Here is a 21479-nt window from a genome sequence, read left to right as displayed (position 1 = left end):
CCCGTTGGCCATCCCCCCTGCCCGATGTCTCTTACTTGGGTTGCAGCGAACCGCCGACCAGCTTCTCGCACAGCCCTTTGGGCATCACCACAAAGGCATCACCCTGAGCATCTTCCTTGGCAGTGCCGGCGCAGGAGCTGCTCTTGGTCGCACAGTCATTCTTGCTGGCCTTGACCACGCCGTAGCACTTCTCCTTTTCATCGGCAGCCATGGCTGGCGCCGCGATAAATTGGGCGCCCAGCGCCAGCAGACCGGTCATGGCGGAGGCGATAGCAGTGTTTTTTTTAACATTCATGTTCATGTTCCTTTTGATGTCGTTGGATGTTGCTGATATCCCCGATTTGTCGCAACCGGGTACCTGCAATAGAACCGGCAAATGGGATATTCCCTTTCAAAAAAACACAAAAAAGAGTTAAACAACCCAAAGCGAAACAAACAAGACATTGATTTAAAACAGCAATTTCTTCATTAAAAATTTATTGCCGACCACCCATTAATGAACGAAAAAAGTGCCATATGGTGCTTTCACCCCGTTAATCTTCTTCACTGCTTCCATCAAAAGAGATGCGTCAGACATAAAAAAGCCCCGCCAACAGGCAGGGCTGGATGCAACTTTAAAGAAACAATAAATAAATAATCTGAGTGCTGTTGGGAGCCAGGAGTTGCAGCAAGCAGATAAAAAAAGAGACAGCTTTGGCTGTCTCTTTTTGCACATGGTGCGAATGGGGTTTAGTAGAAGATCCGCTCGCCACGCTCGCTCATTTTGAGCCACACCGGTTTGGTGCTGGTTTTATTCCAGATCCGGTGCAGATAGCTGTAGAAGCGGGCACGATCGCTGCGAAACAGCATCACGGGGAAAGCCAGAATGCCCACCAGCAATACATAAATGCGACGAAGAATAATCTGAGTCAGGGAAAAGGGATGAAACATGATGTAACTCCTTACTGGTAAGACCACTGAGCAAAGATTACCCCACTCCATGTAGGATTACTACATCACCAACGCATTTTTTTATAAAAAAATGGTGAAAAACGGGAAATACTGAAAACGGGTTACGTCATTAACCAACAGTTAACAAACTTGCGAAAATCGTGCGCTTTGCCACAGTTATCAGGGGAAAAACATGCAGTAGGGAGACACGCATGAAACTGCCTGAAGTGGCACTGCTGGTGCTGATGGTTGCCCTGACACGGGCACAACTGGAGGAGTGGCAACTGAATCGGGAAGATGCCATCGTGCTGGCCGAACGGGGCGTGCCCACCGTCAGCCTGTGGCAATGCGGCACACTGAAGCAACGGATTGCGGATCTCAACCAGCACAGTGCCGAGGTGCAGTTTCAATATCGGGGGCAAAACATGGCGGATGTGAGCCACTATCTCGAGCGCGAGTGGAAACAGGTTGGCTGCGAACAGTTACTGGTACAGCAAGGATACTGACCAAAGCTCAGACTCGAAGAGTGATGATTGAGATAAACAGAGGAAAGATGGAGGCACGTTCCGGAGTCGAACCGGACTAAACGGATTTGCAATCCGCTGCATAACCGCTTTGCTAACGCGCCATGCTGACAAGACTGATTGTCTTGAAAGTGAGTTCCATCGTTGGTTCGATGGAAAATTGGAGCGGGAAACGAGACTCGAACTCGCGACCCCGACCTTGGCAAGGTCGTGCTCTACCAACTGAGCTATTCCCGCGTTACTGCTTTCGTGCCAGTTGCCTGACAACGAGGCGCATTATACGTACCACGAGCGCCAGCACAACCCCTTTTTCGCAATTTAAGCCCTGATGCAGACTGTTTGCTCAGGGTTTAAACGCCTTGCTGCATTTTTCTCCAGCCAGCTGTGACCCACCAAGCGAATTTGGGATAAAGTCGTTGAAATGATTACGCTTTCGTTCGAGACTTGAGCGGCTTAATAACCGGATTCTCAATTGAAAATCACAAGATGAAATGGATCTTCACGCTTCGTGGGCTCAGGCCGCAGTTAATGCTGGCTTTTTTCATGTTGGGCATGGTGCCCTTTTTGGTCATCACCCTCTTCTTCCTATACAGCCACGGCAAGGATCTCACCACCCAGACCTCCAACCATCTGGTCTCCGTCCGTAATATCAAGAAGAGTCAGCTCGAGGATTACTTCAACAACCTCAAAGAGCAGATCATCAACTTCTCCCAGCAGGATTTCGCCGGCAACAGTATCGGCCGTTTCTATGGCTTTACCGGCGCCTTCGAGAAGTTGGGCACCACACCGCAGGAGGCCCGCAGCCGTGCTCAGGCCCGCTATCTGCCCGGCTCCTGGGATCAACTGCGCAAACCGGACAGTCAGGTGGAGATCGAACCCTCCATCACGGCGCTTATCCTTGCCGACGAGATGTATGGCCGGGTGCACCAGCGCTTTCATCGCGGCTATGCCGACATGGTGCGCAAGTCCAACTACAGCGACATCTTTCTGGTGGACCTCAACGGTGATGTGGTCTATTCGGTCACCAAGCACCCTAACTTTGCCACCAATCTGCTCTCAGGACCTTATCAGGGCAGTGGCTTGGGCCAGACCTTCGCCAAGATCAAACGCCGTCTTGATGGCGGCCAGAAGCCGCAGCAGATCTTCGAATTCACCGATTTTGGCCGCAACGAGCTGACCGGGCAGGTGGTCGCCTACATGGCGGCGCCCGTGATGCAGTACGACTATGTGCGCGGTGTGGTGATTTTCGAGCTGCTGCCGGACAAGCTCAACCAGATCATGGCGGAGCGGGAGGGGCTGGGCGAGACCGGCGAAACCATCCTGATCGGCCCCGACAAGCGGATGCGCGCCGATGCCTGGCTGGCACCGGAGTTCAGCGTCGAGAACAGCTTCAGCCCCAACTTCCGTCCACTGCAAACGCCCCTCATCACCAAGACGCTCTCCGGCGAGCAGGGGGTCGGGCTGTTCCACTCCTATCAGGATGACGAGGTGCTGGCCGCCTACACCCAGGTGAAGGTGTTCGATACCGAGTGGGCCTTTATTGCCGAGATCTCCACCCGGGAAGCCTATGCCCCGATCCGCCAGCTGGAAACTCTGGTAATTGTGCTGGGTGCTGGTTCGGTACTGCTGCTGATCCTCTTCTCCCGCTGGCTCTCCCACTCCATCACGGCGCCGCTGCGCTCCCTGACCGAAGCGGCCGAGCAGGTGGCCGACGGCGCGCTGGATCACCCCATCGCCATCGAGCGCACCGGCGATGATATCGACCGGCTGGCCGAAGCGTTTCGCCATATGCAGCGCTCGGTGAAGGACAAGATCGAACTGATCGAACAGCAGACCCAGGAGCTGCAACAGCAGGTCAAGCTGACCCACAAGCAGAACCTCAGCCTGCAGCAGGCGGACAAGCTCAAGGATGAACTGCTGGCCAACACCTCCCACGAGCTGCGCACCCCCATTCACGGCATCAAGGGGATGGCCGAGTCGATGCTCGCCAGCCAGCAGGATTTGACCGAAGGGCAGCAAAAGCAGCTCGGCCTCATCATCAAAAGCGCAGACGGCCTGGCCCGTCTGGTGGACGATCTGCTCGACTACCATCAGATGCGCTACGGCCAGCTGGAGATCCACTCCCAGCCCGTCTCATCAAAAGGGGTTATCCGGCTGGTGCTGGATCTCTGCCAGCATCTGGTGCAGGCCAAACCCCTCACCCTGGTGGATATCAGCCCGGCCGAACTGCCGCCGGTGCTGGCCGACGAGCAGCGGCTCGAACAGGTGCTCTACAACCTGGTGGGTAACGCCATCAAGTACACGCCGCAGGGCAAGGTGGTGCTCAGTGCCATCGTCGAGAACAACTTCCTGCGCATCAAGGTCACGGATACCGGCATCGGCATCGCCCCCGACCATCTGGAACATATTTTCGAACCGCTGGTGCAGATGAGCCCGGAGGTAAGCAAGCAGGGGGCCGGCCTTGGCCTCTCCATCACCCGCCAGCTGGTGCACCTGATGGGGGGCGAGCTGTTTGTCGAGAGCGAGCCGAGCGTTGGCTCTACCTTCGCCTTTACCCTGCCCCTTGCCACCGGCAAAGCGGCCAATCTGACCCTCGACAGCCGCCAGATCGAGCATCAGCTGGTGCGCCAGCAACCGCTGATCCTGCCGGACTGGGAGAGCGACGATCTGCCTCCTCCCCCCGAGGATGCGCCGCTCATTCTGGTGGTGGATGACGAGCCCATCAACCTGCACATCCTGCGCCATCTGCTACAGCCCTGCGGCTACCGCATCCTGCCAAGCAGCGACGGCCACGATGCGCTGGCCAAGCTGGCCGAGGAGCCGGTGGACCTCATCCTGCTCGATGTGATGATGCCGACCCTTTCCGGTTTTGACGTCTGCCGCCGCCTGCGCGAGCAGCACCCGAAAGATATGCTGCCGGTGCTGCTGCTCACCGCCCTCAACCAGCCCAAGGATATCGAGGAGGGCTTTGGAGCCGGAGCCAACGACTATCTGGTCAAACCCTTCTGCAAGGAGGAGCTGTTTGCCCGGGTCAAGGCACTGCTGGAAGCCAAGGCCGGACGCGCCTCGCTGGTAGAGAACCGGCTATTGAAGCAGGAGATCGAACATCGCCTCACCCTGCAGGAGCGGCTGCATCAGGATCAGCAGCGGCTGCTGGCCCTGCTCGGCGAAGGGGCCGACCCCATGATCTTTATCGACGAGCAGGGCACAGTGCTGTTTGCCTCCCGGGTGATGGCACGCCTGCTGGGGCAGGAGCCGGAAGCCATGGAGGGGCAGCCCCTCAATGAGTGGCTCGCCACCCCGCTGCAACAGCAGTGGCCCGACCTTGCCAGCGAGCGGGAACACAATCTGGAGTTTCTGGTGGCCGGGCAAAAAGATGTGCTCAACGCCCGTGCCCTGCCCATCGCGCTCGGGGGACAGGCCGCTTTCGCCCTCACTCTGAGTACCGAGCTGCGTCAGGATGAGAACCGGGTAATGGCGCTGGAGAACGCCCTCAAGAACCTCTCGCGGCAAGCCATCATCGAAGATGAACAGCTGCTGGGCGAGCTGAGCCGCCTGGGCGGCGAGTTCCGTTCGCTGGCCGACGACCTTATTCGCCAGCAGGATGACGAGCCGCTGCGCCGGGCGCTGGTAGAGACCATGCAGCTCACCCTGGATGCCTGGCAGCAGGGGACCGGCAAGGGCAAAATCGTGCTGGCAGAGAAGAGCAAGCTGTGGCGGGTCTATATGGACAGATCCAGCCCGCAGACCCGCACCCTCGACAAATACCTGAGTCTGGACACCCTGCCCAAGTCGCCACGCTGGAAGACGGTAGTGGCCACCACCGAGTATGTGCTGGGCCACTGCCCGCTCAATGACCACCAGCGCCAGCAGTTGCAGCACAGCGCACAGACCCTGCGTCAACTCGCCAACCGCAAACCGTGACACGGCGCCCTAAACGGGCGCCGGATCACAATTGGCAATCTGGTTTCTTTTTATGCAAAACAAAGCCCCGCCCCCCCCCGAAACCGAGAGCAGATCCAATTCACAAATTTGTCATATACGCCATTTTCACAGCCACTTTTTACGCGAAAGCAAATAACGCAAAGCAATGATTTTAAACAGATAAAAAGGCATTTTGACGAGATTGACGTAACACCGTCAATTTTTACGAAAACAACGAAATCAATAGTTGTTGTTTTCCTGTTAATTCTGGTTTGCTTAGGGCGTTGGAAAACAGAACGACAAAGGTTAGACACCTGACCAACACAGAGGGCCGATTTCATCAGCATGCGAAACCGGTGCTCACACAAAACAAGGCGAACCCTCGGGAATGCCAAAAAATAAGAAAGGAAAACATATGCTTGCCAAAGTATCCAAAATCTCTACCGCTGTAATGCTGGGAACCATGATGCTTGCCGGTGCCGCCGGTAACGCCATGGCCGCAGAAAACAAAACCGTGCTGACCATGGTCGCACAGCAGGAAACCGCCTGGGTCAAGAACTTCAACCCCTTCCTGCAAGCGGGCTTGCTGCACACCACCCGTCACTTCATCTATGAACCGCTGGTGATCTTCAACGATATGCAAGGGGGCAAACCCGTCTATCGTCTGGCCACCAACTATGCATTCAGCGATGACCTGAAATCCGTCACCTTCGATCTGCGTGACGGCGTGAAGTGGTCTGACGGCGAAGCCTTTGATGCCGATGACATCATCTTCTCCTTCAATCTGGTCAAGGCCAACAAGGCGCTGGATGAGCGCTCAATCTGGACCCAGATCAAGAGCGTCGAGAAGCTGGCCCCCAACAAGGTCAAATTCGACCTGACCGAGGTCAACACCAACGTGGTGAACGATCTGGTGCTGGTACCTATAGTGCCGGAGCATCAGTGGAAATCGGTGAAAGATCCGGTTGCCTTCACCAACGACAAGCCGGTTGGTACTGGCCCCTTCACCGAAGTGGACAACTTCTCCGCCCAGCTCTATACCCAGTGCCGCAACCCGCACTACTGGGATAACGCCAACCTGGCTATCGACTGTATCCGCATGCCGCAAATGGCCACCAACGATCAGGTGCTGGCTGCTGTCATGAAGGGTGACATCGACTGGTTCGGCTCCTTCGTACCGGATATCGAGCGCCTCTACGTCGGCAACGATCCGAAGAACAACAAATACTGGTTCCCGGCCTCCGGTACCGTGGCGTTCAACGTCAACTTCCAGACCAAGAACCCGGGCAATAACGAAGCCTTCAACGACATCAACTTCCGCCGCGCCTTCTCCATGGCGATGGACCGCCAGTCCATGGTGGATATCGCGGGCTACGGCTACCCCACCGTCAACGAGTACCCGTCAGGTCTGGGCAAAGCCTTTGACTCCTGGAACAACCCGGAAGTGGACAAGAAGTACGGCAAGTACAACAAGTTCGACTTGGAAGGGGCCAAGGCCCTGCTGAAAGAGGCAGGCTACAAGGATTGTGACGGCGACAAGTTCCTCGACACCCCGAGCTGCAAAAAGATCGAGTTCAAGGTACTGGTACCGAACGGCTGGACCGACTGGGTCAACACAGTTCAGATTGGTGTAGAAGGGCTGCAGGCGCTGGGCCTGAACGCCAAGACCGCCACCCCGGAAGCAACCGTCTGGACCGAGAACCTGATCACCGGTGACTTCGATGTCGCCCTGCAGGGTTACTTTGCCGGTGCCAACCCGCACAAGTACTTCGAGACTGCGTTCCACTCCCGCAACATGGGCGACCGTGGCAACCGCTTCGCCGCGCCCCGTTACAAGGACCCCGAGCTCGACAAGCTGATCGATGACTTCACCCAGACCGCCGATGCGGCCAAGCAGAAGGAGATCATGTTCGCCATCCAGGATCGTGTTGGTGCCAACCAGACCATCATTCCGGTCTTCAACAACCCGACCTGGTATGAGTACAGCACCAAGCGCTTCAACGGCTGGTTCAGTGCTGATAACCCGGTAGCCAAACCTCAGCTCCACCCGGACACCCCTGAGCGTCTGCTGCACGTGTTGTCCCTCAAGCCAAACAGCTAAACAATCCCGGCCCCCTGCGGGGGGCCATCTTCCCCGTTAACCCCCTTCTTGCCCGGCACCGCCGGGGTTGGGGTAGCTATACCCGACGCGGGGCAGACTTGCAGTAAAAGGTACTATCATGGGATTCATACTGAGACGCTTTTCCTTCTATCTGGTTGCCTTTCTGGTAGCCGCCACCATCAACTTCCTGTTACCCCGTGCCATGCCAGGGGATCCTGTCTCCGTGATGTTTGCCCGCGCTGGCGCCATGATGGAACCCGCCGCCCTGGAAGCCCTCAAAGCCACCTTCGGCTTTGTCGACGGCCCCATCGGCACCCAGTTTCTCACCTATGTGAAGAGTGTCTTCACCTGGGATCTCGGCACCTCGGTGCGCTTCTACCCGCAGCAGGTCTCTGACGTGCTGGGCCGTGCCATCGGCTGGACCCTGTTTCTGGTCGGCACCTCCACCATCCTGAGCTTCTCCATCGGTTCCATCGTCGGCATCTTTGCCGCCTGGTATCGCGGCGGCCGGATGGACAGCATTCTCTCCCCGCTCACCCTGGTGATGCAGGCCATTCCGCCGGTGGTGGTCTCCCTGCTCGCACTGTTCCTGTTCGGGGTCAGCCTCGAATGGCTGCCCATCGGCTACGCCTACAGCCCGGAGATCAAGGCTGACTGGGGCTGGGAGCACATCAAGAGCATCATGACCCACGCCATCATGCCGGTGCTGACCCTGGCCGTGGTGCAGGTGGGGGGCTTTCTCATCACCATGCGCAACAACATGATCAACCTGTTGGGCGAGGATTACATCACCATGGCCAAGGCCAAGGGGCTCTCCAGCAACCGGGTGATCTTCAACTACGGCGCCCGCAACGCCATTTTGCCCAGCGTCACCGCCCTCTCCATGGCGCTAGGTTTCGTCATCGGTGGCTCTCTCATCACCGAAGTGATCTTCAACTATCCCGGTCTGGGCCTGACCCTCTATCAGGGCATTCTGGCCCGCGACTACCCGCTCATTCAGGGGCAGCTGCTCATCATGACCATCACCATGCTCAGCTTCAACTTCCTGGCCGACGTGCTCTACGTCTTCCTGGATCCCCGTCTGCGTACAGGAGGCAAATAAGATGCGTATGCCGACCATTCTCAAAATCCTGCTGGGCAACAAGAAGGCTGCCTGTGGCCTCGCCATCGTGGTTGCCTTCGTACTGATGGCCCTCTTTGCCCCCATTCTGGCCAGCAACGAGCCGACCAAACGGGTGGCTCGCCCGCACCAGCCGCCCAGTGCCGAGTTCGTGATGGGGTCCACCCGCATGGGCCACGACATCTGGGCCCAGTTCACCAACGGCGCCCGTATTTCGCTGCTGGTGGGCTTCAGCGCAGGCCTGCTGGTCTGCACCCTGGCCGTCGCCATCGGCATCACCGCCGGTTACTTCGGCGGTCTGGTGGATGAATGCCTCACCTTCCTGATGAACGTGGTGCTGGTGATCCCCAACCTCCCCTTGCTACTGGTGCTGGCGAGCTTTATCGGGGAGGCGTCACCGGCGGTGATTGCCGTGATAATAGGGTTGACCTCGTGGGCCTATGGCGCGCGGGTCATCCGTGCCCAGACCCTGGCCCTGCGCGAGAAAGAGTTCGTCATCGCCGCCGAAGTGCTGGGCGAGCCGGCCTGGCGCATCATTCTGGTGGAGATCCTGCCCAACCTCATCTCCATCATCGGAGTGAGCTTTATCGGTTCCATCATCTACGCCATCGTCACCGAAGCGACCCTGGAGTTCCTCGGCCTCGGCGACCCGACCGTGGTGAGCTGGGGAATCATGCTCTACAACGCCCAGACCTCCAGCGCCATACTGGTCGGCGCCTGGTGGGAGATCCTGGCCCCCTGCTTTGCCATCGCCACCCTGGGTGCCGGTCTGGCCCTGCTCAACTTCGCCATCGACGAGATTGCCAACCCGCAGCTGCGCTCCCACAAAGGGCTGAGCCGCTGGAAGAAACTCGCGGCGCCGGTCACCACTCCGGTTGCCACAGCACAGGAGAAGACAGCATGAACAAGCATCCCCTGCTGTCAGTACGCAATCTTTGCGTCGACTACATCACCGAAAATGGCGACGTGCGCGCCGTCAACTCGGTGAGCTTCGATATCAGACAGGGCGAGATCTTCGGTCTCGCCGGTGAGTCGGGCTGCGGCAAATCCACCGTCGCCTTCTCGGTGGCCCGGCTGCACAAGCCGCCCGCCTACATCAGCGGCGGCGAGATCCTGTTCAAGGGGGAGAACATCCTCCACTACAACGACGAGCGGCTGCGCTCCTACCGCTGGCAACAGGTGTCGGTGGTGTTCCAGTCCGCCATGAACGCCCTGAACCCTGTGCTGCGGATGGAGGAGCAGTTCTGCGACGTGCTGCTGGCCCACAACCCCGGCATGACCCGTTACGAGGCGATCAAGCGCGCCCAGGAGCTGCTCACCATCGTCGATATCCACCCGAGCCGGCTCAAGGACTACCCGCACCAGTTCTCCGGCGGCATGCGCCAGCGGCTGGTGATTGCCATCGCCATGGCGCTCAACCCCGAGCTCCTGATCATGGATGAGCCAACCACGGCGCTCGATGTGGTGGTACAGCGGGAGATCCTGCAGAAGGTCTATGCCCTGAAAGAGAAGTTCAACTTCTCCATTTTGTTCATCACCCACGACCTCTCCCTGATGGTGGAGTTCTGCGATCGCATCGGCATCATGTATGCCGGTGAACTGGTGGAGGTCGCTCCCTCCAAAGCGATCCTGACCGCGCCGCTGCACCCCTATACCAGAGGGCTGGGCAACTCCTTCCCGCCCCTGCACGGGCCGAAGAAGGTACTGGAGGGGATCCCGGGCACACCGCTCAACCTGCTGGAGGTGCCGGTCGGCTGCCGCTTTCAGGCCCGCTGCGGCAAGGTGCACGATCGCTGCCGTCAGGAGTACACCAAATTGGCCGAGATCCGCCCCGGGCAACAGACCGCCTGCCACCTCTATGAGGAGCAGGGACTGCAACAAGATTCCGTGATCTATCTGGACAAGGCCGCTGGCTGTTAAGGATGTCTGTCATGCAAATCGCCAAAACCGATGCACCCATCATCGAGGTCCAGCACCTCTACAAGGACTTCCCCATCAACTCCAATGCCATCAAGAGTGGCAAGATGCGGGCGCTCTCCGACATCACCTTCAACCTGCACCGGGGCCGCGCCCTGGCGGTGGTCGGGGAGTCGGGCTCCGGCAAGAGCACCATCGCCAAGATCATCGCCAAGATGTACAAGCTCAGTGCCGGGCGCATCCTCTATCGCGGCCACGATCTGGAGGAGTTCAACAAGGGCACCGCCCTGCTGGACTATCGCCAGAGCGTGCAGATGGTGTGGCAAGATCCGTTCGGTTCGCTCAACCCGACCCACACCATCTATCACCACATCGCCCGCCCCCTGCTGCTGCACAGCAAGGTGATCGACAAGAAAGAGCTGCCAGACATGGTCTACGCCCTGCTGGAGAAGGTGGGGCTCACCCCCGCCAAGGCGACGGCGGCCAAGTATCCGCACCAGCTCTCCGGCGGCCAGCGCCAGCGGGTCAACATCGCCCGCAATCTGGCGGTGGAGGCGGAAGTGGTGCTGGCGGACGAGCCCACCTCCATGCTCGACGTCTCCATTCGCATCGGCATCCTCAACCTGATGGAGCAGATGAAGAACGAGCTCGGCGTCTCCATGCTCTACATCACCCACGACATCGCCACCGCCCGCTATGTGGCGGAAGATCTGGCTGTGATGTATGTAGGGCACATGGTGGAGTGGGGCGAGGTGGACGAGATCCTGCACCACCCGCAGCACCCCTACACCCAGCTGCTCATCTCGGCGGTGCCCGATCCGGAGAAGAGCATCCACGCCGAGCTGGAGGGCGGCCGCAAGGGGGAGATCCCGCTCTGGACGCCGGAATCCTGCGGTTGCCCCTTTGCCGGGCGCTGCAATCAGGCGATGCCCCGCTGCAAGGAGGCACTGCCCCCCATCACCAAGCTTGCCGACAACCACTTCGTGCGCTGCTACCTCTACGAGTGAAAGTGAACCCGATACCGGCCGGACAACCCTGTCCGGCCATGCCTCGATACGGGGCGGCCACAGCCCCGTGATGTGCCTCACCGCCCGGCGGTGAACCACAGGAGTAATACCTTGATGGAACTCTTGATCAATCAGGTGGGCTACGAGTGCGACGGACACAAGGTCGCCCTGTTGCAAACCTCCCCCGCCCCTGATCTCGGCGGCTATGTCAGGCTGCAACGCCTCGACGATGGCCAGATCCTGTTTGAAACCCCGCTGCAACCGGCTGGCAGCGTCCCCGGCTGGCAGGGCCGCGCTTACTGGCGTGCCGACTTCTCCGCCTTCAAGGAGCCCGGCCACTATCGGCTGGAGGCGATCACTGCCCAAGGCATAGTCCGCTCCACCCGTTTTGCCATCGGCCAGGATCTGCTGGCCAGCCGCTGTCTCTCCGATGTCCTCCACTACTTCAAGGGCCAGCGCGCCAGCGGCACCTTCGATCGGGCCGACCGCAGCGCCCGCCTGTTTGGCACCGACCAGCACAAAGATGTGCACGGCGGCTGGTTCGATGCCAGCGGCGACATGAGCAAGTACCTGAGCCACCTCTCCTACGCCAACTACCTCAACCCCCAGCAGACCCCCATGGTGGTGTGGGCTCTGCTCAAGTGCCGGGAACTGCTGGCCCCGCGCCGCGATATCGACGGGGTGAACCTCTGCAAGCGGCTCAATGACGAGGCGCTGCACGGCGCCGATTTCCTCTGCCGGATGCAGGATGAGTCAGGCTTCTTCTTCATGACCCTGTTCGACAAGTGGAGCAAGGATCCCGCCCAACGCGAGCTGTGCACCTACGCCACTCAGCAGGGGATCAAATCCGCCAACTGGCAGGCGGGTTTTCGCCAAGGGGGCGGCATGGCCATCGCCGCGCTGGCCCGCGCCGCCCGCGAGAGCGTCAGTGGCGACTTCGATGCCAGCCGCTACGCCGAGGCAGCCAAACGCGGCTACCTGCATCTGTGCGAACACAACCTTGCCTACCTCGATGACGGGGTCGAGAACATCATCGACGACTACTGCGCCCTGCTGGCGGCGGTGGAGCTGACCCGCACCTTCGGCAACGAGTGGCTGAATGAGGCGAGAGCCCGTGCCAGCAAACTCTGTGCCCGCCAGCGCCCTCATCCTGAGCTGGGTCACTACTGGTCGGCCAACGAGGATGGCTCGCGCCCCTACTACCACGCCGCTGAGGCGGGTCTGCCGGTGCTGGCGCTGCTGGAATATCTGGGCGTAGAGCCGGATCAGGGGCACCAGGCCCGGGTACAAACCGTAGTGGAGCAGTCGCTGGCCGCCGAGCTGGCACTGTGCGCACGGGCGGGCAACCCCTTCTCCCTCGCCCGCCAATATGTGAAAGGGGTGGATGAAGCGCCGCGCGTCAGCTTCTTTATGCCCCACAACAACGAGTCCGGTTACTGGTGGCAGGGTGAGAATGCCCGCCTCGCGTCTCTGGCGACCATGGCCTTTGCTGGCGCCCGCCACTTCCCCCGCCAGAGCCAGCCGCTGCTCACTTATGGCCAACGCCAACTCGACTGGATCCTCGGGCAAAACCCCTTCAATGCCTGCATGCTGGCGGGCCACGGCATCAACAACCCCGCCTATACCGCCGGGTATCCCAATGCGCAGGGTGGTATCTGCAACGGCATCACCTCAGGGTTTGATGACGAAAACGACGTGGCTTTTATTCCGGAGGAGTACAAGGATCGGCTGGATCAGAACTGGCGCTGGGGCGAGCAGTGGATCCCCCACGCAGCCTGGTTTGCCCTTGCCATCAGCTGGCAGAGCGCCCTGAGTGCTCGAAATGAGCAGGGAGGTCGCCATGATTGAGTTCTGGGTAGGCGTCGATGGCGGGGGCACCCACACCCGCGCCCGCATTCGGGATCGGGCGGGCAAGCTGCTCGGAGAGGGGCGCGCGGCCGGCTCCAATCTGGAGCTGGGCATCCCCCATGCCCACGCCAATGTGCTGGCTGCCATCGCCAGCGCCCGCCTTACGGCCGGGCTCGGAATAGAGTGCGAACAGCAGATGGGGGTCGGGCTGGCGCTCGCCTCCGCCGAGCTGGCCGACTGCTATCACGCCCTGCTCGAGATGCCCTTCCCCTTCGCCAGCGTCAGGCTCACCTCCGATGCCTTCGGTGCCTGCCTCGGCGCCTTTGGTGGCCGTGAGGGGGCCATCCTGATCGCCGGTACCGGCTCGGTGGGGCTGATCTATCAGGAAGGGCAGATCCGCACCTGTTCCGGCCGCGGCTTCCCCATTTCGGACATAGGCAGCGGCGCCTGGCTCGGGCTGCGCGCCATCCAGCAATCTCTGCTCTGCCACGACGGCATTCTGCCCCCCAGCACCCTCGCAATCCGCCTGATGGACCGCTTCAAGCGGGATCAGGCCGAGCTGGTACGCTGGGCCGCCCGCGCCATTCCGGCGGACTATGGCCACTTTGCCCCCTGGGTATTCGATGCCGCCAGCGATGGCGACGAGCTCGCCAATCAGCTGCTGGACGAAACCTGCGAACAACTGCGGATCCTGCTGGAGGGAATGACCCAGCTCGGTGCCAGACAGATCGCCCTGCTGGGGGGGATTGGCACCCGCCTCGCTCCCCGTCTCGGCCAACTCAACCTGATCCCCCCCCAGGCAGATGCGCTCGATGGCGCCATCCTGTTTGCCCAATCAGAGGATTTTCCATGTCTACACCCCTGATCCACACCCAGGTCGCCCGACGTGACGGAGAGGATGTCTGGTTCACTTTCACCCTATCCCGCATGCCGGATACCCGGTGGAAACTGCACTTCTGTCTGGCTCGCCATATCGACCCCGACTCCTTGCAAGGGGGGGAGCTGGAGCGCCAGAGCGGCAGCTACAAGGTGATTGTCCCAAAAACTGGCAACTGCGAGCTGCGCTTTTGCTGCCGCCAGACCCCCATCAAGAAGCTCTCCGACATGCCGCAGGGCTTTTTCCTCAGCCTGCCGGAGGCCACCACGGGTGCCCAGCTGCTGCCGGTGACGCTGGCAGCGCAGGATCTCGGACTGGAGAACCCGCCGGTAACCCGCCCCGACCTGCCGGAGGTCGAGCCCCTGCCCGGTATAGTGCCGCAACCGGCCCATCTGGTACTGCTGGAGGGGAACTTCCGGCTGGCCGAGCGGGCTCATGTCAGCGCCCCCCGCGATGTGCCGAAATTGCTGGCCCACTTCAACGAACTCACATCGCTGGCGCTGGAGCAGGATCACGACGCAGAAATCCGGCTGACCGAGGCCAAACTGGCCCCCGAAGCCTACCAACTGACCATCACGCCGCAGGAGGTGGTAATTGCCGCCGCCGACGAAACGGGCTGGCGTCATGGGCTGGTGACGCTAGCCCAGTGGTATCTGCAACATGGGGAGAGCCTGCCCTGCATCACGCTGGAGGATGCCCCGCGCTTTGGCTTTCGCGGCATTTTTCTCGACTGCGCCCGCCACTTCCACACTCCGGCCACCATCAAGCGCCTGCTCAAGCTGATGAGCCTCTACAAGTTCAACCGCTTCCACTGGCACCTGACCGATGACGAGGGGTGGCGGCTCGAGATCAAGGCCTTTCCGAAGCTGACCGACGTGGGTGCCTGGCGTGGCCACGATCTGGCGATCGGCCCCCAGCTCAGCGGCGGCGCCGAACCCTATGGCGGCTACTACACCCAGAGCGAGGTGAAGGAGCTGGTGAGCTATGCCAGTGAGCTCGGCATCACCGTCATTCCCGAGATCGACATTCCGGGCCACTGCCACGCCGCCATCAAGGCGCTGCCCGAGTTGCTGATCGAAACGGCGGATCACTCCCGCTACCGCTCGGTTCAGCATTTCGATGACAACGTGCTCAACCCCGCCCTGCCCGGCACCTACCGCTTTCTGGAGGCGGTGCTGGACGAGGTATGCGAGCTCTTTCCCGGCCCGCAGATCCACATGGGGGGTGACGAGGTGCCGACCGGGGTCTGGACCGACAGTCCCGCTTGCCAGCAGCTGATGGTCGAACAGGGCTACGCCGACTGCCGCGAGCTGCAGGGCCATCTGCTGCGCCACTGTCAGCGCTATCTGGCCGCCAGAGGCAAACAGATGATCGGCTGGGAGGAGATCCTGCATGGCGACAAGGTGAGCCGCAAAGCGGCCATTTGTGCCTGGACCAGCTTTCAGGCGGGGCTGGACGCAGCCGCAGCCGGTTATCCGGTGGTGATGGCGCCCGCCCAGTTCCTCTATCTCGATCTCGCCTGGAGCGCCGATATTCATGAACCCGGCCTCTACTGGGCGGGGACCCTCAATCTGGAGCAGATCTACGCGTGTGACCCTGCCCCAGCCGATTTCCATGCCAACGATAACATCCTCGGGGTGCTGAGCCCCTTGTGGTCAGAATTGATCACCAGCCGTGATCGTCTCGACTACATGTTGTTCCCGCGTATGCTGGCCACGGCCGAGGTGGCCTGGAGCGATCCCGCCCACAAGGGCTGGGAGCACTTCGCAGCCCGCCTGTCGGGTCAGCTGCAGATCCTCGATCAGTTGCAGGTGCGCTACCGGATGCCACAGAGGTAATGTTGTCTCTACTTTGGCGGCCAATCGGCCGCCTTTTTTACGATTAGCCAACAAAACATCAACTTCCCCCTACCATTCATACGCCATTATTGGCAAAATCCAGCCCCCAATGAAGCTGGTCTGCCTCCTGCTGGCGCGAGCCTGCGGCCACCTCCAGATCTGCCACAATAACAACGACAACATTATCAACAAGAACATCGGAGCGTATTCCTATGGCCCGCAGAGATGTCCATACCCTGGATAGCGAAGTGGAGTTTCCTGCCGACGTACAACTGGTCTCCACCACTGACCTGCGCGGGGTGATCACTTATGCCAATCCGGCTTTTTGCACCATCGCCGGCTATAGCGCCGACGAGCTGGTCGGTCACAACCACAATCTGGTACGCCACCCCGACATGCCCAAGGCCGCCTTCGCCGATCTCTGGGCCCGCCTCAAGGAGGGCAAACCCTGGCGCGGCATCGTCAAAAATCGCTGCAAGGATGGTCGTTACTACTGGGTAGATGCCTACGTCACCCCCATCTATGAAGGCAACAGGATCAGCGGCTACCAGTCGGTACGCTGCAAGCCCGAGCCCCAATTCAAACGCATCGCCGCTCAGACCTACCAAGCACTGCTCAAGGCCGAGCGCGGCAACAGCAGCAACCTTCCCTCTCTTGCCAGAGTGCGCACCCCGGCCATTACCCTGCTGCTGCTCGGCATGATGGGCTGGATCTTCGCCAGCCAAGGGGCCATGACCGTCCTGCTGATGCTGCTGCCCCTGTTGCTTCTTGGCGGAGCCTACTGGCGCGAGCTCTTTGCCCTGCCCCACTATCTGCAGCAACTGGGCCGTGAATATGACAGTCTGACCCGACTGGTCTACTCCGGTGACAACCCCGGCGCCATTGCCGATTTTCATATCAAGATGCTGCAGGCCCGCATCCGAACCGTGTTGGGGCGGATCAACGATGCCACGGCACCTCTGCAAACCCTGGCCATCAATTTGAAGCAGGCCTCTCATCAGGCCTGTCTCGATATCAACGAGCAAGATGCCCAGACCCAGCAGATGGCTACGGCTATGACTCAAATGGCCAACACAGCTCACGAGATCGCCCGCAACATTCAAGACTCCAACGGTCAGGTCAACGAAGCTCGCAATCGTTGTGAACAAACCAACCAGCAGTTGAACCAGACCGAGCAACAGATCGAACAGCTCGCCAAACAGGCAGAGCTGGCGTTCAACTCGGCGGTAGAGCTCGCCAGTGAATCCGAACGGATTGGCAGTGTCATGGGCGAGATCCAGGGCATCGCCGAGCAGACTAACCTGCTGGCCCTCAACGCTGCCATCGAAGCCGCTCGCGCCGGGGAGCAGGGCCGTGGTTTTGCGGTGGTCGCAGACGAGGTGCGTACTCTATCGACCCGCACCCACAAGGCGACCGAGCAGATCCAGGGCAGCATCAAGCAGATCCAGCACACGCTGGGGCGTTGGAAGGGGATGATGCAGGAGAACCTGCAACAGACCCGCGCATGTGCCGAGATGACTCGCCAGGGCGCCAGCAGCCTCCATACCGTGCTGGCAGAGATAGAGCTGGTCACCGAACACTCCACCCAGATCGCCACCGCTGCAGAGCAGCAACAAGCGGTCGTGGAGGAGATCAGCCGCAGTATCCACCAGATCTCCGAGTACTCCCACGCCAACAGTCAGAAGATGCTGGATGTCGATCACTCAAGTCAGGCTCTGCTGGAACGGGCCAAGCAACTGAAGGGGCTTAGCCAGACCTTCGGCTGAATCATTGCCAGCCCCATGACAGAAGCGCCACAATGGCGCTTCTGTTGTTTTTGACGAATCGGGTCTATGAGCATTGAATCAAGTCCATCCCCATTGAACAAAGCTGCTCGTATCGAAGCGATCATCGCCCTGATCCCGGCAGGCCGGGTGGTCAGTTACGGTCAGGTGGCCGATCTGGCGGGGCTGCCCGGACGGGCAAGACTGGTAGGTAAGGTGCTGCGGGAAACCGACAAGGTACTGCCGTGGCATCGGGTGCTGGGCGCAGCGGGCACCATCTCGTTACCGAAAGGATCGCCAGGCTTTGCCGAACAGACGGGACGCCTGCAGCAGGAGGGGGTGCCAGTGATCGGGGGGAGGGTCAGAATGAAGGAGTGGCAATGGCAGCCCGATCTGGCCGAGCTGCTTTTTCTACTGCCGTTTTGAGGGGATCACAGCCGGATCACTCCAGCGGCGCCAGGATCTCGTCGCTGCGCACCTGCACCGGTATGGTCTCGTCCGCGCGCTGCAGCAGCACCAGCAGGCTCTGCCGGTCAACCTCCAGCACATAGGCCGCCCCTTCCCGGGTCATGCAGCTCATGCCCGGCCGGATCTCGTTAATCTCCATCTCAACCTCCTTGTCTACTTCGCGATTGACGACAGCTGCACTCCTTGCAGCTGTCTCAGTATACCGCTATCCATAAGCAAAGAGGCCCCTTGTCGGGGCCTCTTTTCATCAGGCTTTTTTAGCCTTTGGCAAACTCTCTTGCCAGGTACCGTTGTCGTAGTGAGCGGTCCAACCGGTCGCCTTGCCGTTGACCTCGCTCATCACGTACTGCTCCTTGGTCTTGCGACTGAAGCGCACGATAGCGGGGTTGCCGTCAGGATCGGTGAGCGGGGCACCGGCCAGATACTTGTGCTTGGCGGAGATGCGATCCTTGAAGCGCTTGAGCTCTTCCACCAGCGGCGCGCGGGTCTCGCGGGATTTGGGGAAGTTGCTAGCCGCCAGGAACAGACCGGCAGCCCCGTCACGCAGCACAAAGTGGGCATCGGACTGGGTGCACTTGAGCTCCGGCAGCGGCACCGGATCCTCTTTCGGCGGCGCGATGTCGCCGTTTTTCAGGATCTTGCGGGTGTTCTTGCAGGTCTCGTTGGTGCAGCCCATGTACTTGCCGAAACGGCCGTTCTTGAGCTGCATCTCGCTGCCGCAGCGGTCGCACTCGATGCTCGGCCCTTCGTAGCCCTTGAGCTTGAACTGGCCCTTCTCGATCTCGTAGCCATCGCAATCCGGGTTGCGACCACAGACGTGCAGCTTGCGGCTGTCATCGATGATGTAGGCATCCATCGCTGTACCACAGACGCCGCAGCGGTGCTTGGCGCGCAGCGCTTCGGTTTCTGCCTCTTCGCCGTCAGTGGCGGAGACAAACTCGTCGGCAGAGACCAGGTTGATGGTCTTCTTGCAGCGCTCTTTGGGCGGCAAAGCATAGCCGGAACAGCCGAGGAACACGCCGGTGGTGGCAGTACGAATACCCATCTTGCGGCCGCAATCCGGGCAGTCGATGTCGGTCATCACCATCTGGTTGGCACGCATGCCGCCCTCTTCGGGCGCCTTGTCAGCCTTCTCCAGCTCCTGGGTAAACTCGGCGTAGAAGGCGTCCAGCACCTTCTTCCACTCAAGGCTCCCTTCGGCGATGCCATCGAGCTTGTCTTCCATCTTGGCGGTGAACTCGTAGTTCATCAGCTCGACGAAGTTCTCCACCAGACGATCGGTGACAATCTCGCCCATCTTCTCGGCGAAGAAACGGCGGCTCTCGACCCGCACATAACCGCGATCGACGATGGTGGAGATGATGGAGGCGTAGGTAGACGGACGGCCAATGCCGCGTTTTTCCAGCTCGCGCACCAGCGCCGCTTCGGTGAAACGGGCAGGCGGCTTGGTGAAGTGCTGGCGCGGATCCAGCTTGATCAGCTTCAGCACCTCGCCAACGGTCACCGCCGGCAGCTGACTATCTTCGCCCTTGCGACCCATCGGCGGCAGCGCCTTGGTCCAACCGGCGAAGCGCAGGGTACGACCACGGGCCTTGAGCTCGAACTCACCCGCCTTGACGGTCAGGGTGGAGGAGTCGTACTGAGCAGGGGTCATCTGGCAAGCAACGAACTGACGCCAGATGAGGTCGTACAGACGCATGGCATCCGGCTCCATCCCTTCCAGCATCTCGGCAGTCACCTGTACGTTGGAGGGACGGATCGCCTCGTGCGCTTCCTGAGCATTGGCCTTGGCGCCATACAGATTCGGTTCGGCTGGCAGATAGACCGCGCCATACTGCTCGCCGATATATTCACGCACCGCCTCAACCGCCTCTTTGCTGAGGTTGGTGGAGTCGGTACGCATATAGGTGATGTAACCCGCTTCATAGAGACGCTGGGCCATCATCATGGTCTTCTTGACCCCAAAGCTCAGCCGGGTAGAGGCCGCCTGCTGCAGGGTAGAGGTGATAAACGGCGCGGACGGCTTGGAGCCGGTCGGCTTGTCTTCCCGGTTCACCACCTTGTAATCGACCCCTTCCAGGGCTGCGACAGCGGCAAAGGTCTCGGCCTGGGTCACTGGCTTGAAGTCAGCCCCGTTGCGGCTGACCACTTCCATCCGCAGATCGCTCTTGTCGGCAGTCAGCAGGTCGGCATTGAGATCCCAGAACTCAACCGGTACGAACGCCTTGATTTCGCGCTCTTTATCGACGATGAGACGCACCGCGACAGACTGCACCCGACCGGCGGAGAGACCGCGGGCCAGCTTTTTCCACAGCAGCGGGGAGACCATGTAACCCACCACGCGGTCGAGGAAACGACGGGCCTGCTGGGCATTGACGCGGTCAATATTGAGTTCGGACGGCTGGGCGAACGCCTCCTTGATGGCGCTCTTGGTGATCTCGTTGAACACCACGCGCTTGTAGCGGCTGTCATCGCCACCGATGATCTCGCGCAGGTGCCAGGCGATCGCCTCTCCTTCTCTATCCAAGTCGGTTGCGAGATAGATGGTGTCGGCTTTCTCGGCCAGACTTTGCAACTCGCTGACCACCTTCTCCTTGCCGGGCAAAATCTGGTAGTTAGCCTGCCAACCAGCGGTCGGATTGATACCCATCCGGGCAAACAGGGCCTTGCGATCCTTGGCAGCCTTCTCGGATTCGCTCAACTTGATGCCGCGAATGACAGGTTTCTTGGGCTCGGTGCTGGCGCTGCCGCTGGTGGGAAGATCGCGAACATGACCAACGCTGGATTTCACCACGTAGTCCTTGCCCAGATATTTGTTGATCGTCTTGGCCTTGGCCGGAGACTCCACTATGACCAGTGATTTGCCCATGCTGTAACTATTATCCTCATTGCACCCGACGGGGTTGGTGTGCGGTTTTGTGGGGCTGTATAAGAGATTTGGCGCGAAAAAGCAATCTTGTGAGCAAATTTGCCTGACCAGCCCGAACCACACAGCTTCTTTTATTGCTTCTTTATTTATTAATGCGAAGGCAACAGGCCGGACGCAACCGCTTTTTCAATTTTCTGCCATACCGCCCCTCTTTTTATATCTGAAACGACATAAAAACGTCTGCTGGTTACCAGCTTGTTACAAAAACATAAAATCTCTTTATAATGGCCCAA

Annotated in this window: 16 protein-coding genes and 2 tRNA genes; 12 read left to right on the top strand and 6 right to left on the bottom strand. The window is 59.9% G+C overall.

The window, feature by feature from the left end:
• Positions 1-31 precede the first annotated feature (31 nt).
• Positions 32-295: a DUF2282 domain-containing protein gene (locus AB5Y99_RS20900; protein ID WP_021229844.1), complete on the bottom strand. Its 264-nt coding sequence runs from the start codon at positions 293-295 to the stop codon at positions 32-34.
• 434 nt (positions 296-729) lie between these two features.
• Positions 730-930 carry a YbfA family protein gene (locus AB5Y99_RS20895; RefSeq protein ID WP_005334863.1) on the bottom strand — a complete coding sequence of 67 codons (201 nt, stop codon included), beginning with the start codon at positions 928-930 and terminating at the stop codon, positions 730-732.
• 212 nt (positions 931-1142) lie between these two features.
• Here AB5Y99_RS20895 and AB5Y99_RS20890 point away from each other — a divergent pair, with 212 nt between their 5' ends.
• The gene (locus AB5Y99_RS20890) at positions 1143-1436 is read left to right on the top strand and encodes a hypothetical protein (RefSeq protein ID WP_368210789.1); all 294 of its coding nucleotides are present in this window, start codon (positions 1143-1145) and stop codon (positions 1434-1436) included.
• 48 nt (positions 1437-1484) lie between these two features.
• Here AB5Y99_RS20890 and AB5Y99_RS20885 read toward each other — a convergent pair.
• Together AB5Y99_RS20885 and AB5Y99_RS20880 are read right to left on the bottom strand one after the other, a co-directional pair.
• Positions 1485-1558 (bottom strand) — tRNA-Cys (locus tag AB5Y99_RS20885).
• A 57-nt stretch (positions 1559-1615) separates the two neighbouring features.
• Positions 1616-1691, bottom strand: a tRNA-Gly gene (locus AB5Y99_RS20880).
• Between the two features lie 249 nt (positions 1692-1940).
• On the opposite strand from AB5Y99_RS20880, the gene AB5Y99_RS20875 reads away from it, so the two are divergent.
• The 11 genes from AB5Y99_RS20875 (at position 1941) to AB5Y99_RS20825 (ending at position 18275) form a co-directional block, all read left to right on the top strand.
• The gene (locus tag AB5Y99_RS20875) at positions 1941-5378 is read left to right on the top strand and encodes an ATP-binding protein (RefSeq protein WP_368210787.1); all 3438 of its coding nucleotides are present in this window, start codon (positions 1941-1943) and stop codon (positions 5376-5378) included.
• Positions 5379-5793: 415 nt separating this feature from the next.
• Positions 5794-7479: an ABC transporter substrate-binding protein gene (locus AB5Y99_RS20870; RefSeq protein WP_005353816.1), complete on the top strand. Its 1686-nt coding sequence runs from the start codon at positions 5794-5796 to the stop codon at positions 7477-7479.
• A gap of 118 nt (positions 7480-7597) precedes the next feature.
• Positions 7598-8581, top strand: a complete 984-nt coding sequence (locus AB5Y99_RS20865; RefSeq protein WP_005353818.1) for an ABC transporter permease — start codon at positions 7598-7600, stop codon at positions 8579-8581.
• Position 8582: 1 nt separating this feature from the next.
• Positions 8583-9503, top strand: coding sequence for an ABC transporter permease (locus AB5Y99_RS20860; protein WP_005347708.1), 921 nt, complete (start codon positions 8583-8585; stop codon positions 9501-9503).
• Positions 9500-10519, top strand: a complete 1020-nt coding sequence (locus AB5Y99_RS20855) for an ABC transporter ATP-binding protein (protein ID WP_019446723.1) — start codon at positions 9500-9502, stop codon at positions 10517-10519. Before AB5Y99_RS20860 ends, AB5Y99_RS20855 begins: the two co-directional genes overlap by 4 nt.
• An 11-nt stretch (positions 10520-10530) precedes the next feature.
• The gene (locus tag AB5Y99_RS20850) at positions 10531-11523 is read left to right on the top strand and encodes an ABC transporter ATP-binding protein (RefSeq protein WP_005353824.1); all 993 of its coding nucleotides are present in this window, start codon (positions 10531-10533) and stop codon (positions 11521-11523) included.
• Positions 11524-11637: 114 nt separating this feature from the next.
• Entirely contained in the window at positions 11638-13371 is a 1734-nt protein-coding gene (locus tag AB5Y99_RS20845; protein WP_368210786.1) for a glycoside hydrolase family 9 protein, read from the top strand.
• Positions 13364-14236, top strand: a complete 873-nt coding sequence (locus tag AB5Y99_RS20840; RefSeq protein WP_019446725.1) for a BadF/BadG/BcrA/BcrD ATPase family protein — start codon at positions 13364-13366, stop codon at positions 14234-14236. Before AB5Y99_RS20845 ends, AB5Y99_RS20840 begins: the two co-directional genes overlap by 8 nt.
• The gene (locus AB5Y99_RS20835; protein WP_368210784.1) at positions 14221-16086 is read left to right on the top strand and encodes a beta-N-acetylhexosaminidase; all 1866 of its coding nucleotides are present in this window, start codon (positions 14221-14223) and stop codon (positions 16084-16086) included. The genes AB5Y99_RS20840 and AB5Y99_RS20835 overlap by 16 nt, the downstream gene beginning before the upstream one ends.
• Positions 16087-16298: 212 nt before the next feature.
• Complete coding sequence (locus AB5Y99_RS20830) at positions 16299-17852, top strand: methyl-accepting chemotaxis protein (RefSeq protein ID WP_368210782.1); 1554 nt, start codon at positions 16299-16301, stop codon at positions 17850-17852.
• A gap of 66 nt (positions 17853-17918) precedes the next feature.
• On the top strand, positions 17919-18275 hold the full coding sequence (locus tag AB5Y99_RS20825; protein ID WP_368210781.1) for an MGMT family protein: 357 nt from the start codon (positions 17919-17921) through the stop codon (positions 18273-18275).
• 16 nt (positions 18276-18291) lie between these two features.
• Here the strand turns inward: AB5Y99_RS20825 and AB5Y99_RS20820 are convergent, their stop codons facing one another.
• Complete coding sequence (locus AB5Y99_RS20820; RefSeq protein ID WP_005334891.1) at positions 18292-18456, bottom strand: hypothetical protein; 165 nt, start codon at positions 18454-18456, stop codon at positions 18292-18294.
• 108 nt (positions 18457-18564) lie between these two features.
• A complete protein-coding gene (gene topA, locus AB5Y99_RS20815; RefSeq protein WP_368210780.1) occupies positions 18565-21186 on the bottom strand; it encodes a type I DNA topoisomerase in 2622 nt (873 codons plus the stop codon).
• Positions 21187-21479 lie beyond the last annotated feature (293 nt).

The sequence above is a fragment of the Aeromonas sp. R4-2 genome, from assembly GCF_040908295.1.
In the GTDB taxonomy this organism is placed as follows: Bacteria; Pseudomonadota; Gammaproteobacteria; order Enterobacterales; family Aeromonadaceae; genus Aeromonas; species Aeromonas veronii.
The sequence above is the reverse complement of the archived record's forward strand: the minus strand, read 5'-3'. Positions and strand labels throughout refer to the sequence as shown.

Excerpts from the sequence above, each read along its gene's own strand:
- AB5Y99_RS20825 (WP_368210781.1), top strand. The coding sequence starts at position 17,919 with ATGAGCATTGAATCAAGTCCATCCCCATTGAACAAAGCTGCTCGTATC.
- AB5Y99_RS20900 (WP_021229844.1), bottom strand. The coding sequence starts at position 295 with ATGAATGTTAAAAAAAACACTGCTATCGCCTCCGCCATGACCGGTCTG.
- AB5Y99_RS20865 (WP_005353818.1), top strand. The coding sequence starts at position 7,598 with ATGGGATTCATACTGAGACGCTTTTCCTTCTATCTGGTTGCCTTTCTG.
- AB5Y99_RS20820 (WP_005334891.1), bottom strand. The coding sequence starts at position 18,456 with ATGGAGATTAACGAGATCCGGCCGGGCATGAGCTGCATGACCCGGGAA.
- AB5Y99_RS20895 (WP_005334863.1), bottom strand. The coding sequence starts at position 930 with ATGTTTCATCCCTTTTCCCTGACTCAGATTATTCTTCGTCGCATTTAT.
- AB5Y99_RS20850 (WP_005353824.1), top strand. The coding sequence starts at position 10,531 with ATGCAAATCGCCAAAACCGATGCACCCATCATCGAGGTCCAGCACCTC.
- AB5Y99_RS20835 (WP_368210784.1), top strand. The coding sequence starts at position 14,221 with ATGTCTACACCCCTGATCCACACCCAGGTCGCCCGACGTGACGGAGAG.
- AB5Y99_RS20870 (WP_005353816.1), top strand. The coding sequence starts at position 5,794 with ATGCTTGCCAAAGTATCCAAAATCTCTACCGCTGTAATGCTGGGAACC.
- AB5Y99_RS20860 (WP_005347708.1), top strand. The coding sequence starts at position 8,583 with ATGCGTATGCCGACCATTCTCAAAATCCTGCTGGGCAACAAGAAGGCT.
- AB5Y99_RS20830 (WP_368210782.1), top strand. The coding sequence starts at position 16,299 with ATGGCCCGCAGAGATGTCCATACCCTGGATAGCGAAGTGGAGTTTCCT.
- topA (WP_368210780.1), bottom strand. The coding sequence starts at position 21,186 with ATGGGCAAATCACTGGTCATAGTGGAGTCTCCGGCCAAGGCCAAGACG.
- AB5Y99_RS20855 (WP_019446723.1), top strand. The coding sequence starts at position 9,500 with ATGAACAAGCATCCCCTGCTGTCAGTACGCAATCTTTGCGTCGACTAC.
- AB5Y99_RS20875 (WP_368210787.1), top strand. The coding sequence starts at position 1,941 with ATGAAATGGATCTTCACGCTTCGTGGGCTCAGGCCGCAGTTAATGCTG.
- AB5Y99_RS20845 (WP_368210786.1), top strand. The coding sequence starts at position 11,638 with ATGGAACTCTTGATCAATCAGGTGGGCTACGAGTGCGACGGACACAAG.
- AB5Y99_RS20890 (WP_368210789.1), top strand. The coding sequence starts at position 1,143 with ATGAAACTGCCTGAAGTGGCACTGCTGGTGCTGATGGTTGCCCTGACA.
- AB5Y99_RS20840 (WP_019446725.1), top strand. The coding sequence starts at position 13,364 with ATGATTGAGTTCTGGGTAGGCGTCGATGGCGGGGGCACCCACACCCGC.